The sequence below is a fragment of the Arthrobacter sp. GQ119 genome, assembly GCF_059759125.1.
Genome location: NZ_JCAXEA010000026.1, coordinates 19,101 through 34,293 on the forward strand (window position 1 = coordinate 19,101; position 15,193 = coordinate 34,293).

Annotated in this window: 14 protein-coding genes and 1 tRNA gene; 10 read left to right on the plus strand and 5 right to left on the minus strand. The window is 65.3% G+C overall.

Features of this window, described 5'->3' with window-relative positions; genetic code table 11:
* Window positions 1–248: 248 nt before the first annotated feature.
* Together AC6CH3_RS19960 and AC6CH3_RS19965 are read right to left on the minus strand one after the other, a co-directional pair.
* On the minus strand, window positions 249–596 hold the full coding sequence (locus tag AC6CH3_RS19960; RefSeq protein ID WP_498134078.1) for an Hpt domain-containing protein: 348 nt from the start codon (window positions 594–596) through the stop codon (window positions 249–251).
* A 353-nt stretch (window positions 597–949) separates the two neighbouring features.
* Window positions 950–1,032, minus strand: a tRNA-Leu gene (locus tag AC6CH3_RS19965).
* A 193-nt stretch (window positions 1,033–1,225) separates the two neighbouring features.
* On the opposite strand from AC6CH3_RS19965, the gene AC6CH3_RS19970 reads away from it, so the two are divergent.
* Window positions 1,226–2,530 carry a M20/M25/M40 family metallo-hydrolase gene (locus tag AC6CH3_RS19970; RefSeq protein ID WP_498134079.1) on the plus strand — a complete coding sequence of 435 codons (1,305 nt, stop codon included), beginning with the start codon at window positions 1,226–1,228 and terminating at the stop codon, window positions 2,528–2,530.
* A gap of 8 nt (window positions 2,531–2,538) precedes the next feature.
* Complete coding sequence (locus AC6CH3_RS19975; RefSeq protein ID WP_498134080.1) at window positions 2,539–3,702, plus strand: acyl-CoA dehydrogenase family protein; 1,164 nt, start codon at window positions 2,539–2,541, stop codon at window positions 3,700–3,702.
* Between the two features lie 29 nt (window positions 3,703–3,731).
* On the opposite strand, the gene AC6CH3_RS19980 is transcribed toward AC6CH3_RS19975, so the two are convergent.
* Window positions 3,732–3,965, minus strand: a complete 234-nt coding sequence (locus AC6CH3_RS19980; RefSeq protein WP_400576333.1) for a DUF5703 family protein — start codon at window positions 3,963–3,965, stop codon at window positions 3,732–3,734.
* A gap of 39 nt (window positions 3,966–4,004) precedes the next feature.
* Between AC6CH3_RS19980 and AC6CH3_RS19985 the strand changes: the two genes are divergently transcribed.
* Window positions 4,005–4,271, plus strand: coding sequence for a hypothetical protein (locus AC6CH3_RS19985; RefSeq protein ID WP_498134081.1), 267 nt, complete (start codon window positions 4,005–4,007; stop codon window positions 4,269–4,271).
* Window positions 4,272–4,328: 57 nt separating this feature from the next.
* On the opposite strand, the gene AC6CH3_RS19990 is transcribed toward AC6CH3_RS19985, so the two are convergent.
* A complete protein-coding gene (locus AC6CH3_RS19990) occupies window positions 4,329–5,267 on the minus strand; it encodes an aldo/keto reductase (protein WP_498134082.1) in 939 nt (312 codons plus the stop codon).
* A gap of 50 nt (window positions 5,268–5,317) precedes the next feature.
* On the opposite strand from AC6CH3_RS19990, the gene AC6CH3_RS19995 reads away from it, so the two are divergent.
* Window positions 5,318–6,151, plus strand: a complete 834-nt coding sequence (locus AC6CH3_RS19995) for an undecaprenyl-diphosphate phosphatase (RefSeq protein ID WP_498134083.1) — start codon at window positions 5,318–5,320, stop codon at window positions 6,149–6,151.
* Between the two features lie 15 nt (window positions 6,152–6,166).
* Window positions 6,167–7,447 carry a cysteine--1-D-myo-inosityl 2-amino-2-deoxy-alpha-D-glucopyranoside ligase gene (gene mshC / locus AC6CH3_RS20000; RefSeq protein WP_498134084.1) on the plus strand — a complete coding sequence of 427 codons (1,281 nt, stop codon included), beginning with the start codon at window positions 6,167–6,169 and terminating at the stop codon, window positions 7,445–7,447.
* A gap of 15 nt (window positions 7,448–7,462) precedes the next feature.
* On the opposite strand, the gene AC6CH3_RS20005 is transcribed toward mshC, so the two are convergent.
* Window positions 7,463–8,374 carry a PAC2 family protein gene (locus tag AC6CH3_RS20005; RefSeq protein ID WP_498134085.1) on the minus strand — a complete coding sequence of 304 codons (912 nt, stop codon included), beginning with the start codon at window positions 8,372–8,374 and terminating at the stop codon, window positions 7,463–7,465.
* Window positions 8,375–8,546: 172 nt separating this feature from the next.
* Between AC6CH3_RS20005 and AC6CH3_RS20010 the strand changes: the two genes are divergently transcribed.
* The 5 genes from AC6CH3_RS20010 to dop all read left to right on the plus strand — a co-directional run bounded on the left by AC6CH3_RS20010 (window position 8,547) and on the right by dop (window position 15,158).
* Complete coding sequence (locus AC6CH3_RS20010; protein WP_498134086.1) at window positions 8,547–9,275, plus strand: HAD family hydrolase; 729 nt, start codon at window positions 8,547–8,549, stop codon at window positions 9,273–9,275.
* Window positions 9,276–9,288: 13 nt separating this feature from the next.
* Window positions 9,289–10,476 carry a site-2 protease family protein gene (locus tag AC6CH3_RS20015; RefSeq protein WP_498134087.1) on the plus strand — a complete coding sequence of 396 codons (1,188 nt, stop codon included), beginning with the start codon at window positions 9,289–9,291 and terminating at the stop codon, window positions 10,474–10,476.
* A gap of 102 nt (window positions 10,477–10,578) precedes the next feature.
* The gene (locus tag AC6CH3_RS20020; RefSeq protein WP_498134088.1) at window positions 10,579–11,658 is read left to right on the plus strand and encodes a tRNA (adenine-N1)-methyltransferase; all 1,080 of its coding nucleotides are present in this window, start codon (window positions 10,579–10,581) and stop codon (window positions 11,656–11,658) included.
* A gap of 81 nt (window positions 11,659–11,739) precedes the next feature.
* Window positions 11,740–13,488, plus strand: a complete 1,749-nt coding sequence (gene arc, locus AC6CH3_RS20025; RefSeq protein WP_498134089.1) for a proteasome ATPase — start codon at window positions 11,740–11,742, stop codon at window positions 13,486–13,488.
* A 50-nt stretch (window positions 13,489–13,538) separates the two neighbouring features.
* Window positions 13,539–15,158: a depupylase/deamidase Dop gene (dop, locus tag AC6CH3_RS20030; protein WP_498134090.1), complete on the plus strand. Its 1,620-nt coding sequence runs from the start codon at window positions 13,539–13,541 to the stop codon at window positions 15,156–15,158.
* Window positions 15,159–15,193 lie beyond the last annotated feature (35 nt).

Genomic DNA, 15,193 nt, shown 5'->3' on the forward strand with positions numbered 1-15,193 from the left:
TATATGAAGGGGTAAACCGGGAAGATGGCCGGAGGGAGCAATCCGCTCCCTGGAGCAACTGGTGCTGCCCCTGACTGGGCCGTCAGTGGGGTGGGGTCGTTCGGCGACACACCGACGGTCTGGAAAGCAGCTGTGGGCTTGTCTCCCAACAGATTGCTAGTGATCGTGTCTGACTGCAATGGCATTACTCGTCCCCCTGGCCTCCAGCCGAAACTCATCCGGCTTTCGTAAATGAATACTACTTCCTGCTACTTTCCGTTCACCGCGCGGACAAACGCCGCCACCAGAACGGCCAGTTCTGTTGTTACGTCTGCCATGTCGGGAATGTTTCCCCGGGTCAGCTGGTCCTGCAGATGCTGGCAGTACGCACTCAGGCGCACCGCCCCCACCATTGCCGAAGTGACCCTCAGGCTGAGGATCGCGTCCATCGCCTCTTCCACATCGCCATTGGCGAGTTCTCCGAGGATCCGCTCCTGGCGCCGTGGAAGTAACCCCAGATATTCATGGAGGAACCTCTGCGTGGTTGCTTCGCCAGCCTGGTGCGCGAGCTCCATCAGCTGCACTGGGTCATAAACGGGAACGGACCGGTCGAACACGAGCCCCACCATCCTTGGTGCGGACCGAAGGAGCTGAGCGCCAGAGACGCTGCAGGTGTCATTTCAGTTTTCCGCCTCTAATCCTGGTGGCCGCGTCGCTGCTGCACGGCCTTAGCCCAGTGTTCCTCCCGTGGCTCAAGAGCCGATCGGCCTTTCCTAAAGGTTGGATCAAGAAATCCGAGCGCGCGACCTTATCCGCGGCGCGGATCCTAGTGCAATTGCTTCAGAGCTCACTATCCGCGCTCCCGCTGCCAGGTGTCGCATTTCGATACTCGCGTGGTTGAAATCCCTGCCCACGTGGTTTATGGCACAAAAAACCCCTGGAATCCGTGGATTCCAGGGGTTTTCCCTTGTGCGCGGAGGGGGACTTGAACCCCCACCCCCTTTCGAGGACTAGCACCTCAAGCTAGCGCGTCTGCCATTCCGCCACCCGCGCAGGTGGTATTTCGGAGGTTCCGATCCGCCCTTCAGCGGTTCGCTTCTCTCCGAAGCAGCGAGAAAAACTCTAACACGACTTTCGCTGAAAGATGGAATCGGGCGGAATGGGTAGGCTGAACCTACGTGTTCCGGCGGCTTGGACCCCGGAAATAAGCGCCTAATGCCATCCGCCAAGCACCAAGGAGTGATCAATGTCTCAGATCCGGCCCGAGGATGAAGTCGTCAGCATCTGCCAGGAGCTCATCCGCATCGACACGTCCAACTATGGGGACGGATCCGGGCCGGGCGAACGCGCGGCAGCCGAGTACACGGCGGCACTGATCTCGGAGGTGGGGCTGGACACTGAAATCTTCGAATCCGAGCCCGGACGGGCGAACGTGGTCACACGCCTGGCAGGGGAGGACCCGTCAGCCAGCGCTCTTGTGGTGCACGGGCACCTGGACGTCGTGCCCGCCCTGCGGGACCAATGGACGGTGGACCCCTTCGGCGGCGAAATGATAGACGGGCTGATCTGGGGCCGGGGTGCCGTGGACATGAAGGACATGGACGCCATGATCCTGTCGGTCATGCGGGACTTCGCGCGTACGGGCCGCAAGCCAAAGCGCGACCTGATCTTCGCCTTCTTCGCGGACGAGGAGGCCGGCGGCACCTACGGGGCCCGCCACGCCGTCGACAAACGCCCCGAACTCTTCGACGGCGCGACGGAGGCGATATCCGAGGTGGGCGGCTTCTCCGCCACCATCGGCGGTCAGCGCACCTATCTGCTGCAGACCGCGGAAAAGGGACTCTCGTGGCTTCGGCTGGTGGCTCACGGCCGAGCCGGGCACGGCTCGCAGATCAACACAGACAACGCCATAACGCGGCTCGCCAGCGCCGTATCGCGGATCGGTGAATACCGGTGGCCCGTGGAACTGACGCCCACCACCCGACAGTTCCTCGACGGCGTGACAGAACTGACCGGCGTCGAGTTCGATCCCGATGATCCGGACAAGCTCCTCAAGGAGCTGGGAACCGTTGCCCGGTTTGTTGGGGCGACCCTGCAGAACACCACCAACCCCACGCTGCTCAGGGGTGGCTACAAGCACAATGTCATCCCCGAGTCCGCCGAGGCGCTGGTCGACTGCCGCACGCTTCCCGGCCAGGAGGAACAGGTACTGGAGATCGTCCGCGAACTCGCAGGAACCGGCGTCGAAGTCAGCTACGTGCACAACGACGTCTCACTGGAGGTTCCCTTCGCCGGCAACCTCGTGGACTCGATGATCGATGCCCTGCATTCCGAGGACCCGGGCGCGAAGGTCCTGCCGTACACGCTGTCCGGGGGCACCGACAACAAGTCCCTCAGCCGGCTCGGCATCACCGGCTACGGGTTTGCGCCGCTGCTGCTGCCAGACGAGCTCGATTTCACGGGCATGTTCCACGGCGTGGACGAACGCGTTCCCGTGGACTCGCTGAAGTTCGGCGCCCGTGTGCTCAACAGGCTGCTGACCACCTACTGAGGACAAATATGGACCCGGAACAGCTGCTGCCCGACTCCCTCCTGGAACGCATACGGGGAAGGGCGGCCGGCTACGACGAGAGGAATGAGTTCTTCGACAAAGACCTCGAGGAACTCATCGCAGCCGGGTACCTGAAAGCGTTCGTTCCGGCGTCCGACGGCGGTCAGGGGCTTGGTCTCGAAGGCGTCGCCGGCTGCCAGCGGCGGCTGGCGACGGCGGCTCCAGCCACCGCGCTGGCGGTGAACATGCACCTGGTCTGGACCGGAGTGGCCCGCGTCCTGGCGGACCGTGGGGACACCTCGCTGGATTTTGTGCTGCAGGAAGCGGCCCGCGGGGAGATCTTTGCCTTCGGGAACTCCGAAGCCGGAAACGACGCCGTCCTCTTTGACTCCCTCACGAACGCCAAGGCCCTGCCCGATGGCAGCTACGAGTTCACGGGCACCAAGATCTTCACGAGCCTCTCGCCGGCCTGGACCCGGCTGGGGATCTTTGGCAAGGACAGTACGGCACACGACGGCGACGGCGAACTTGTGCACGGCTTCATCGAACGCGCGACTCCCGGCTATGAAATCGTCGACGACTGGAACACGCTCGGGATGCGCGCCAGCCAGTCCAACACCACCGTGCTGCGCGGCGTTACCGTGCCGGCAGACCGGATATTCCGCAAGCTGCCGGTGGGGCCCAATGCGGATCCGCTGATCTTCGCCATCTTCGCCTGCTTCGAAACACTCCTGGCGGCCGTATACACAGGGATAGGGGAGCGGGCCCTCGTCCTCGGCGTCGAGGCGGCCACGCGCAGGACATCCTACAAAAACGGCGGCCGTAGCTATGCCCAGGACCCTGACATCCGCTGGAAGGTCGCGGAAGCGGCGATGGCCATGGACGCCCTCTACCCTCACCTGGCGCAGGTGGCCAGGGACGTGGACCTGCTGGCCGACCACGGCAGCCAGTGGTTCCCCAAACTCGTGGGGCTCAAGGTGCATGCCACGGAAACGGCCCGGACGGCGGTGGACGTGGCCATTCGCGTCTCCGGCGGCTCAAGCTACTTCCGGGGAACAGAACTCGAGCGGCTCTACCGTGATGTCCTCGCGGGCATGTTCCACCCATCCGACGACGAGTCCGCCCACAACACGGTGGCCAACGCCTGGCTGGGCCCGCTCGAGACGGAATAGTCCTAAACGGTCCTCTGGACGTAAGACTCCTAGACGGTCCTCTGGACCTGCGTGACGCGCCGCCGCAGCCAGAAGCGGCGGCCCCCGCCAACATAGAGCCGGCTGCGCTCCAGCTCCCACTTGCCGTACTCGGAGTGTTCCACGAGGAGGCGGCGGGCTTCGGGCAGGGAATCGTCAGGACCGACCGTCAGCACGAGGTACTCGTACTGCCTCACATAGTCCCGTTCCCGGAGGACCGAGCCGGTCAGAAAATGTTCCTTCATTGCTCTCCATTTTCGTCCTTTTCCCGCTAACGTGAAGGCATGAGCATCGATCCGCGTGTCGCGCTTCAGTCCCTGACCTCCGCCCTGGAAGAACATCTGGTTGCAGCCTCGACACGAAGGGGCGATGGCGACCCCGCGGTGGAAGCGGCATTCTTCGCCGTTGCTGATGCTTTCGAAGTCTACGAGGACGCGCTGTACGAGGCGTACAACGAAGTCACGCCACTCCAGGTTTTCGACGACGAGGAGGGCGACGAAGACGAAGACCGCGAGGTGGACGACGAGGACCTGGAGATCGTCGACGAGTGACATGCGTCGGCTCTGCCCGCAGGCCAGACTGACGTCCGCGCGCAGGCGGAGGCAAACCTAGACCAACGGGCTTGAGACGTCCTCGAGTGCCCGGGCAATTTCCGCCGGCAGCGGCGTCAGCTGTGAATGCAGGATCTCCTTGAGCTGCACCGGCGTCCGCGGCCCCACGACGGCGGTGGCCACGCCGTGCTGTGCAAGGAGCCAGCTCAGTGCAACATCGAGCGGAGACCGGCCCAGTCCTCGTGCCGCCATCGCAACTGCCTCGACAACCTGTGCGGCGGACTGTTCCAGATAGGGTTCCACGTACGTGGCAAGGCGGCTTCCGGCGGCGCGCGAGTCGGCTGGAACATGCCCACGGTACTTTCCGGTCAGCACACCCCGGCCCAGGGGAGCCCACGCCATCAGTCCCATTCCCGCATCCTCGACCGCGGGGATGAGTTCCTCCTCCGGCTTGCGCCGCAGCAGCGAGTATTCCGACTGGACGGCCACGAGCGGGAATCCGGCGGTGGCGGCTGCCTTAGCGGTCTGCCAGCTGTTGTAGTTCGCAACCCCCGCGTAACGGGCCCGTCCGCTGCGCACTGCAAGGTCAAGGGCTGAGAGGGTCTCGTCCAGGGGAACGTTGTGGTCCCACGCCTGGGCGAACCAGATGTCCACATAGTCGGTCCCGAGGCGGGCCAGGCTGGCGTCAAGGGCGGACAGCATCGCGTTCCGCGATGTGTCGACCTTTTGCCGCTTGTCCGACGCCGACAGGCCGGCTTTCGTGGAGATCACCACTTCCGCGCGGGAGACGACGTCGCCCAGCATTTCCCCCAACATGGCTTCCGCGAGGCCGTCCGCGTATGAGGCGGCCGTGTCCACGAGGGTGCCGCCGCCGTCGACGAACATCCTCAGCAGCTCGGAGGCATCCTGCTCATCAGTTTCACGGGCCCATGACATGGTGCCGAGGGAGACTGCCGAGGCACGGAGCCCACTGTTGCCGACGTAACGCTGCTGCATAGCAGCAAGCTTACGGGGAAACCACCCATGCCATGACGTAGGGTCTTAGCGTGAACTGGTTTGAAGCGGCCCTGCTGGGTCTTGTGCAGGGACTGACCGAATTCCTCCCGATTTCATCGAGCGCCCACCTCAGGATTGTGGGCTCTTTCCTGCCCAACGCCGCGGACCCCGGGGCGGCATTCACAGCCATCACGCAGCTCGGCACCGAAACCGCCGTCATCGTCTACTTCTGGCGGGACATCGTCCGGATCGCCAAGGCGTGGTTTGGAGCTCTCGCCGGCCGCGTCCCGCGGCAGGATCCGGACGTCCGGATGGGCTGGTTGGTGATCCTCGGCAGCCTGCCCATCGTTGTTCTGGGGGTGCTGTTCCAGGACCAGATCGAGTCGGTGCTGCGCAGCCTGTGGCTTGTTGCCACCATGCTCATTGTCTTCGGTCTCATCCTGGCCGTGGCGGACGCAGTCGGAAAGCAGGACCGCGACCTAACCCGGCTCACCTACAAGCACGGCATCCTGTACGGATTTGCCCAGGCCATGGCACTGATTCCGGGTGTGTCCCGCTCCGGCGGCACCATCACCGCCGGCCTTCTCATGGGGTACACACGTGAAGCGGCGGCACGCTATTCATTCCTGCTGGCCATTCCTGCCGTGTTCGGCAGCGGCCTCTTCCAGCTGTACAAGGTGGTGTCCAAGGAGGGCGTCGGCGGGCCGTACGGCCTCCCCGAGACAGCCCTCGCCACGGCCATTGCGTTCGTTGTGGGTTACGTCATCATCGGCTGGTTCCTGAAGTTCGTTTCCACCCGCAGTTACCGGCTCTTTGTCTGGTACCGCATCTTCCTTGGCCTCGCCCTCTATCTGCTGCTCGGTTTCAATGTCATCAGCGCCTAGCACTAGGCTTGGGCTGTGAAGTCCTGGATATCCCGCCCCGTTCCTGAACTCCCGGGCGCCATGCCCGCCGTGCGCCTGTTCGATACAACAGCCGGCGAAGTCGTTACCCTTGAGGCGGTCGGTGAGCAGTCAATGTACGTCTGCGGGATCACCCCGTACGACGCCACCCACATGGGCCATGCCGCCAGCTACGTCGCTTTTGACCTCCTGAACCGAGCCTGGCGGGACGGCGACCAGCAGGTTTCCTACGTCCAGAACGTCACCGACGTGGACGACCCGCTGCTGGAACGCGCAACAGCCACCGGCGTCGACTGGCGCGACCTGGCCGCCAGCCAGATTGAACTCTTCCGGACAGACATGGCAGCACTCAACGTGCTGGCCCCTGACCACTACATCGGCGCCGTCGAAGCCATGCCGTTGATCGTGCCGGCCATCGAGCGGCTGCTCCACCAGGGGCTCGCCTACCGCGTCAACGGCACCCCCGGCGAGCCTGACGGGGACGTCTATTACGACGTGGAAGCCGCCGGGAAACACGCTGTCGACGTCGACGCATGGACGCTCGGGGCCGTGTCCGGCCTGCCCGAACCCGAAATGCTCGAACTGTTCGCCGAGCGGGGCGGGGATCCCGGCCGCGCCGGCAAGCGCCAGGCGCTGGATCCACTGCTGTGGCGCGTCGCCCGCGACGGGGAGCCCAGCTGGGAAGGCGGAGAACTGGGAGAGGGGCGCCCCGGCTGGCACATTGAATGCACGGTCATTGCTCAGGAATACCTTCCCACGCCGTTCACGGTGCAGGGCGGCGGCTCCGACCTTGTCTTCCCGCACCACGAGATGGGGGCGGGCCACGCCTACTCGCTGTCCGGACTACCGCTCGCCAAGCACTTCTCCCATGCCGGAATGGTGGGGCTGGACGGCGAGAAGATGAGCAAGTCCAAGGGCAACCTTGTCCTGGTGTCCAAGCTGCGGGCTTCGGGCGAGGAGCCGGCAGCCATCCGGCTTGCCATCCTTGCCCACCACTACCGCTCCGACTGGTCCTGGACCGACGAGGGATTCTCGGAGGCCAAGAAGCGGCTCGAGCGCTGGCGCGCGGCGCTGTCCGCTGCACCGGTCAACTCCGCAGCCACGCTCTTGGAGGACATGCGGGCAGCCATGGCGAACGACCTGGACGCGCCCGCGGCCCTGGCCGCCGTCGACCGGTGGGCGGAGCTGGCGCTGGCCGGCGGCGGCGGTCAAGCGTCCGGAGCAGACCGGACGCTGGTGAGCAACGCCGTCGAGGCGCTGCTCGGCGTCGAACTGTAGGCCCGGCAGGCCAGGCTACTGCTTGTCCTTGCCTCTGCGCTTCAGGTACCGCTCGAACTCCCTGGCTATGGACTCGCCGCTGGCCTCGGGAAGCTCCGCGGTGTCCTTCGCCTCCTCCAGCTGCCGGACGTAGGCTGCTATTTCCGGGTCTTCGGTTGCCAGCTCGTTGACGCCGCGTTCCCAGGCGTCGGATTCCTCGGCCAGCTCGTGCGTGTCCAGCGGCACCTGCAGCAGCTCCTCGATGCGGTGCAGCAGCGCGAGCTGCGCCTTCGGGGACGGCGCCTGCGCCACGTAGTGCGGAACGGCGGCCCACAGGGACACGGCGGGAATGCCGGCAAGCATGGCAACCTCGGCGAGGACGCCGACGATGCCCACGGGCCCCTCATACTGTGAGGCCTCCAGATTCAGCCGTTCACGCAGGGCACTGTCGTCCGTTGACGTGCTCACCGGGATGGGGCGGCTGTGGGGGACGTCCGCCAGCAATGCTCCCACCAGCACCACATAGTCCACATGGAGCGCCTCCGCATGGACAAGGAGTTCGGCGGTGTAGGCCCGCCACTTGTAGGACGGCTCGGTTCCCTGGACGAAGATCACATCCACATTCGTCCCCGGGGCACTCGCCTTGTAGATGCGGGTGGACGGCCACTTGATCTTGCCTTCGCCGGAGGCCGTGCGCCTCACGGTGGGCCTCGTGAACTGGAAGTCGTAGTATTCGTCGGCATCGATGGAGGCGACCTTCTTGCCGCCCCACAGCTTGTTCAGATACCGCAAGGCGTCGCTGGCTGCTTCCCCCGCATCATTCCAGCCTTCGAAGGCGGCGAGCATCACGGTAATGCGCTGTCCCTCCGGAACGGGCTGCAGCAGCTGCTCCGGCTCGGCTGCAGGGGTGGCAGCCGGTTCCGTGGTATCTCCGTCGAAGCTATTCATCCCTTCACCCTACGTCCAAGTCCGTTCCCAGTGCAGTCAATGAACCGCCGCACATGTGGTCCGGCCCCCTTATAACGGCCCTGCCGCTGCCGGCAGGGCCAAGATATTCGCCGACGGCGTAGCAGGCAGCTCCGGGAAGGCGCGGCGGAACAGGACCAGTAGACTGGACACCATGCAATCTTCAGCCGCCCAGCCCATGCTCAAAGCCGTTTTGTGGGATATGGACGGCACCATAGTCGACACCGAACCCTACTGGATTGAGGCCGAGCACGAGCTCGTGCACGCGCACGGCGGGACATGGTCCCACGAACAGGCCATGCAGCTGGTCGGGCAGTCCCTCGTCTATTCAGCGGGCATCCTCCAGCGGGCGGGGGTAAAACTCGAAAGCCGGGACATCATCGACACGCTCACGGCCCAGGTCATCAGGAGGGTGCGGCAGCACGTCCCGTGGCGTCCCGGGGCGCGTGAACTGCTGGATGAACTTTTCAACGCCGGTGTGCGTTGTGCCCTTGTGACAATGTCAGAAACGCCGCTCGCCCGGGAGATTGTTGCGAGCCTTCCCCGGCCTTACTTCGAGTTCCTAGTCACGGGCGACACCGTCAGCAAGGGCAAGCCTGACCCCGAGGCCTACATCAAGGCGATCGAACTGCTCCGCCGCGAAGACCCGGAACTCACGGTGGACCAGTGCGTCGCCCTGGAGGATTCTGCCCCGGGCGTCGCCGCCGCCGTAGCGTCCGGAGCGGTCACCGTCGCCATTCCCCACATCGTGCCGCTTCCCGAGGATCCGCGCCGGGCCATGTGGGACACGCTGGAAGGCCGGGGGGTGGCCGACCTGGAGGAACTGGTCGCGGCCCGCCAAGGGCTTGCCCCGGCCGCAACGACGCTGGACAGCGCCAATTAACGGGGCCCCGCAGGTGTCTGACCCCGCTTCCACCGGCCAGGAGCCCACCGGCCGCAGCCGCCGCGAAGGAATACCACTGGGCAGAATCGCCGGCGTTCCCGTCATCCTCGCGTATTCCTGGTTCGTCATTGCCGCCTTCACGGTGGCCGTCTACGGTCCGGTCCTGCAGTACAATAACCCGTCCCTCGGTCCAGCAGCATATCTTGTGGCGTTCGCTTACGCCCTGCTGCTGCTGGTCTCCGTGCTGATCCACGAACTGGCCCACGCCCTGACGGCAAAGATGTACGGCTGGCCCAGCGAGAAGATCGTCCTCAATCTTTGGGGCGGCCACACCCAGTTCGAGAGCTTCACCGCCACTCCGGGACGTTCCGTGCTCGTCGCACTTGCAGGTCCTGCGTCAAACTTCCTCCTTGCCGGCGCGACCTGGCTGGTTGTGTCTGCCGTGAACCCGACGGGGGTGGCGGACATCCTGACCAACATCTTCCTCTGGGCGAACCTGGTGATCGGCATATTCAACGTCCTGCCCGGGCTGCCGCTCGACGGCGGCAGGCTGGTGGAATCGGCCGTCTGGAAGGCCACCGGCAGCCACGCCAAGGGCACCATCGCCGCCGGCTGGGGCGGGCGCGTCATCGTCATCGCACTGGTCCTCTATTTCGTCGCCCTGCCGCTGCTGCGCGGGGGCAGCCCGGACACGAGCCTGCTGCTCATCACAGTGCTGGTGTGCGGATTCCTATGGATGGGGGCGTCCGCGTCGATCCAGCAGGGCCGTCTTCGCAGCAGGCTGCACCTGGTGAATGCTGCCGCGCTGGCCGAACCAGCCGTCGGCATCCCTGACAGCGCCACAGTGGCCGACGTCCTGCAGCTCACCGCGGGCGGCGGGACCGCCGTCGTGCTCTGCGGGCCGGACGGCCGGCCCGGCAGCGTCGTTGACCCGGGAACCCTGGCTACGGTTCCCGCTTCGGCGGCTGCCGTCACCCCTGCAAGCGCGGTAGCCCACGCCTTGGGGGCCGGGGCCTATGTGCCCGAATGGTCCAAGGGCCAGGAGCTCCTCCAGTATCTCTCCCAGCTGGAGGGTCACGACTATGCAGTGATCGACCACAATGGACGGGTGACAGGCCTGCTGCGGCAGTCCGCCGTCGTGACCGCCATTACAGGCAAATGGCCGCCCGAAAACAGGCGGCCGCAAGGCCAGAACCGGTAGAGTTACCTGCCGGTCGTGAAATCGGCAGACAGGTCCCAGCGTGAGCCTGTCCGGACCGCCATGCAGCACGACGACACAGCTTTACAGGAGCGAGGAACATTCATGAGCAGCGAATCTGCCGCCATCGGAACCAGCACGGACCCTTCCGTCACGGCCCAGGGCACAACTGCCCAGGGCACAAGGGACCAGCCGGTCGGCGCTGCACGGCGGCGGGGCCCTTTCCGCGAGGGCGAGCGGGTGCAGCTCACCGACGAACGCGGGCGCATGAACACGATCAGCCTCGAAGCAGGCGGAGCCTTCCACACGCACCGGGGTTTCCTTAACCACGACGACATCATCGGCAAGGTCGACGGCTCCGTGGTGGTCAACAACGTCGGGCAGCAGTATCAGACCCTGCGGCCCCTTCTCTCCGACTTTGTCCTCTCCATGCCCCGAGGCGCTGCGGTCGTCTATCCCAAGGACGCCGCACAGATCGTAACCATGGCCGACATTTTCCCCGGGGCACGGGTGGTGGAGGCCGGCGTGGGCTCCGGCGCCCTGTCCATCTCGCTGCTGCGCGCCGTCGGCGACCAGGGTTACCTGCACTCCTTTGAACGCCGCGAGGAATTTGCCGCCATTGCCCGCGGCAACGTCGAAACCATTTTCGGCGGACCGCACCCGGCGTGGAAGATCTCGCTGGGTGACTTCCAGGATGAAGTGGTCCGCACGGAAGAGCCCGGATCCATTGACCGCGTGGTGCTGGACATGCTGGCCCCGTGGGAATGCCTGGACGCCGTCGCCACAGTCCTGGCACCGGGCGGGGTGTGGATCAACTACGTCGCCACCGTCACGCAGCTCTCACGCACGGCCGAGGCCATCCGCGCTGACGGCCGCTTCACGGAGCCGGACGCCTGGGAGTCCCTCGTCCGGGGCTGGCACCTGGAAGGCCTCGCCGTCCGGCCCGACCACCGGATGGTTGCCCACACCGGCTTCCTGCTCGTCACCCGTCGGCTCGCCGACGGCGTCACCGGCATTTCCGTGAAGCGCCGGCCTTCAAAGACCGACTTCAACGAGGAAGACGTCAACGCCTGGACTCCCGGTGCCGTGGGGGAGCGGCTGGTGTCCGACAAGAAACTGCGGCGTGCCGCCCGGGACGCGATCGCGGGCACCAACGTCAAAGACGATCCGGAGATCACAAACTAGTCCGTATTTCGGATGTCTTCAGCAGTACTCGCCAACTTGGGGCTATGGTCTTAAGAGAAGCGCAGGAAGGGCTGATGCATCATGGAGACGCCGAACAACGACTCTGTACCTACGCCGTCCGAGCAGGCGGCCAATGAGCTGTCTGTCGCAGACCGACAGGTCAATATCCTCCGGGATAAGCTACGGCACATCGACCGTCAGCTGGCAGCTGCCACGCAAAATAACTCCAAGCTCGTGGCGATGCTGGAAACGGCCAAATCCGAAATCCTCCGGCTGAAAAACGCCCTGGACCAGGAGGGCCAGCCGCCGTACAGCTTCGGAACCATCCTCCAGCTGAATCCGCGGCGGCAGCCCACTGCCGGCAGCAGCGGGCAGGCTGCCACGGAGGAATCGGTGGACATCTTCAACGCCGGACGGAAGATGAGGGTGGGCATCAGCCCGCTCGTCAACATGAACCAGCTTGCGGTGGGCCAGGAGGTGCTCCTCAACGAGGCGCTCCTGGTCGTGGCAGGCCTGGGCTACGAACGCGCCGGCGAGCTCGTCACCCTCAAGGAAATGCTCGGCCCTGACCGCGCCTTGGTCCTCGGTCGCGCAGACGAGGAACGCGTCATCCGGCTGGCAGGTCCGCTGCTGGCGGAAAAGCTGCGTGTCGGCGACGCCCTGTCCATCGATTCCCGGACCGGCTACGCCCTCGAAAAGGTCCCCCGGTCCGAGGTGGAAAACCTCGTGCTTGAGGAAGTGCCGGACATCACCTATGAGGACATCGGCGGCCTTGGCCCGCAAATCGAACAGATCCGGGACGCCATCGAACTGCCGTTCCTGCACCCGGACCTGTACCGCGAACACGGTCTTAAGGCGCCCAAGGGCATCCTGCTCTATGGGCCTCCCGGCTGCGGCAAGACGCTGATCGCCAAGGCGGTGGCCAACTCGCTGGCGGCCCGCGCCGCCGAGCGCTCGGGCAACATCGACCTGAAGAGCTACTTCCTCAACATCAAGGGGCCAGAGCTCCTCGACAAGTACGTCGGCGAAACCGAGCGCCACATCCGGCTGATTTTCTCGCGGGCACGGGAGAAGGCCTCGGACGGCAGCCCCGTCGTCGTGTTCTTCGACGAGATGGATTCGCTCTTCCGCACCCGCGGCACGGGCATCTCCTCCGACGTCGAAACCACGATTGTGCCCCAGCTGCTGAGCGAGATCGACGGCGTGGAGCGGCTGGACAACGTGATTGTCATCGGCGCGTCCAACCGTGAGGACATGATCGACCCCGCCATCCTGCGCCCCGGCCGCCTGGACGTGAAGGTCAAGATCCAGCGTCCCGACGCCGAAGCCGCAGCGGACATCTTCAGGAAGTACATCACCACGGACCTGCCCTTCCATGAGGACGACCTGGCGGAGCACGACGGCGATGTCCAGGAGACTGTCGACGCCATGGTCCAGCGGACTGTGGAGTCGATGTACTCGACGGAGAAATCCAATGAGTTCCTGGAAGTCACCTACGCCAACGGCGACACCGAGATGCTGTACTTCAAGGACTTCAACTCCGGGGCTGTGGTGCAGAACGTCGTGGACCGGGCCAAGAAGTACGCCATCAAGGACCTCCTGACCACGCAGCAGAAGGGCCTGCGCATCGACCACCTGCTGCGCGCCGTCGTCGACGAGTTCCGCGAGCACGAGGACATGCCGAACACCACCAATCCCGATGACTGGGCACGCATCTCGGGTAAGAAGGGTGAGCGCATCACCTACATCCGCACGATCGTCCAGGGCAAGGCGGGGCAGGAGCCAGGCAAGTCCATTGAGACCATGCCCAACACGGGCCAGTACCTGTGACGGCCGGCTCCGAGGCGACTCCCGGGGGAGCACTGCCCCAGGGAGGCGCCATGCGCGTTATGGGGTCCGAAACCGAGTACGGCATCCATGCTCCCTCGGCCCCGGGGGCCAACGCCACCATGATGTCCGCGCGGGTGGTCCAGGCATATGCCCAGGTCACCCGGCTGCGCGCAGCGGGGGGCGCCGAAACCCGGTGGGACTACACGGACGAGGAGCCGCTCCACGATGCCCGTGGCTGGACGCTGGAGCGCGGGCAGGCCCACCCGAGCCAGCTGACCGACCAGCCTCCCGTGCTGGATGCCGAGGCGGTGGCGCTGGCGTACGGACGGGAAGAGCTGGAACTGGACGGCGAGGATGAGTCAGGCTCGCTCCTGATGAACATGGTCCTCGGCAACGGGGCCAGGCTGTACGTGGACCACGCCCACCCGGAGTACTCCAGCCCGGAAGTAACCAATCCGGCTGACGCCGTGGCGTGGGACGCTGCCGGCGATCTCGTGGCGCTGGCAGCCGTCCGGCGGCTGGCCGCCGACCCCGACCTTCCCCCGGTCAATCTGTACAAGAACAACACGGACAACAAGGCCGTCTCCTACGGCTCCCACGAGAACTACCTCATGCCGCGTTCGGTTCCCTTCAACGACATTGTCAGGGGGCTGACGCCGTTCTTCGTGACGCGCCAGATCATCTGCGGGTCCGGCCGCGTGGGGATCGGGCAGGACAGTTCACGCCCGGGCTACCAGATCAGCCAGCGTGCGGACTTCTTCGAGGCGGAAGTGGGCCTGGAAACCACCATCCGCCGGCCCATCATCAACACCCGCGACGAGCCGCACGCCACGGCCGACAAGTACCGCCGGCTCCACGTGATCATCGGCGACGCCAACCTCAGCCAGGCGTCCAACTACCTCAAATTCGGGACCACCGCCATGGTGCTGAGCCTGATCGAGGCCGGGCTGGCGCCCCGGATTGAGGTGCACGAACCCATTGCGGCGCTGCAGACGATCAGCCACGACACTTCGCTTACCGCGACAATCAGGCTGGTGGACGGCCGCCGCGTCACTGCACTGGACCTCCAGTGGATCTATCACGAGGCCGCCGCAAAGCTCGCCCAGGACACTGGCGTGGCCGATGCGGTGGACGGTGACGGGCACACCCACGCCGTGCTGGACCGGTGGGCAACCACCCTGAGCCAGCTGGACAGCGACCGCGCCGCCGCGGCCTCCTCGGTCGAGTGGCTCGCCAAGCTGTCCATCCTCGAGGGATACCGGCAGCGGGACAGTCTCCAGTGGGGCGACGCCCGCTTGGGCCTGGTGGATCTGCAGTGGGCAGACATCAGACCGGAAAAGGGACTGTATTACCGCCTGCTGTCCCGGGACCGAATGCAACGCATCGTCGACGACGCCGACATCGCCGCCGCGGTGACCGAACCGCCGTCGGACACGCGGGCATACTTCCGCGGACGCTGCGTGAGCAGCTTCAGCAAGGACGTGGTGGGGGCCAGTTGGGATTCCGTCATCTTCGATGTTCCCGGCTATGGAAGGCTCCAGCGTGTTCCGACCCGGGAGCCGCTGCGGGGCACGAAAGCACTGACCGGGGCCCTGTTTGCGCGGCACCGCGACGCTGGTTCCTTTCTTGCGGAACTGCTCGGATCGACACCGGCTCCGCCCCCGGCATAAAGACCCCCGAAGTGCCGCTTTGCGTGGCAATATGG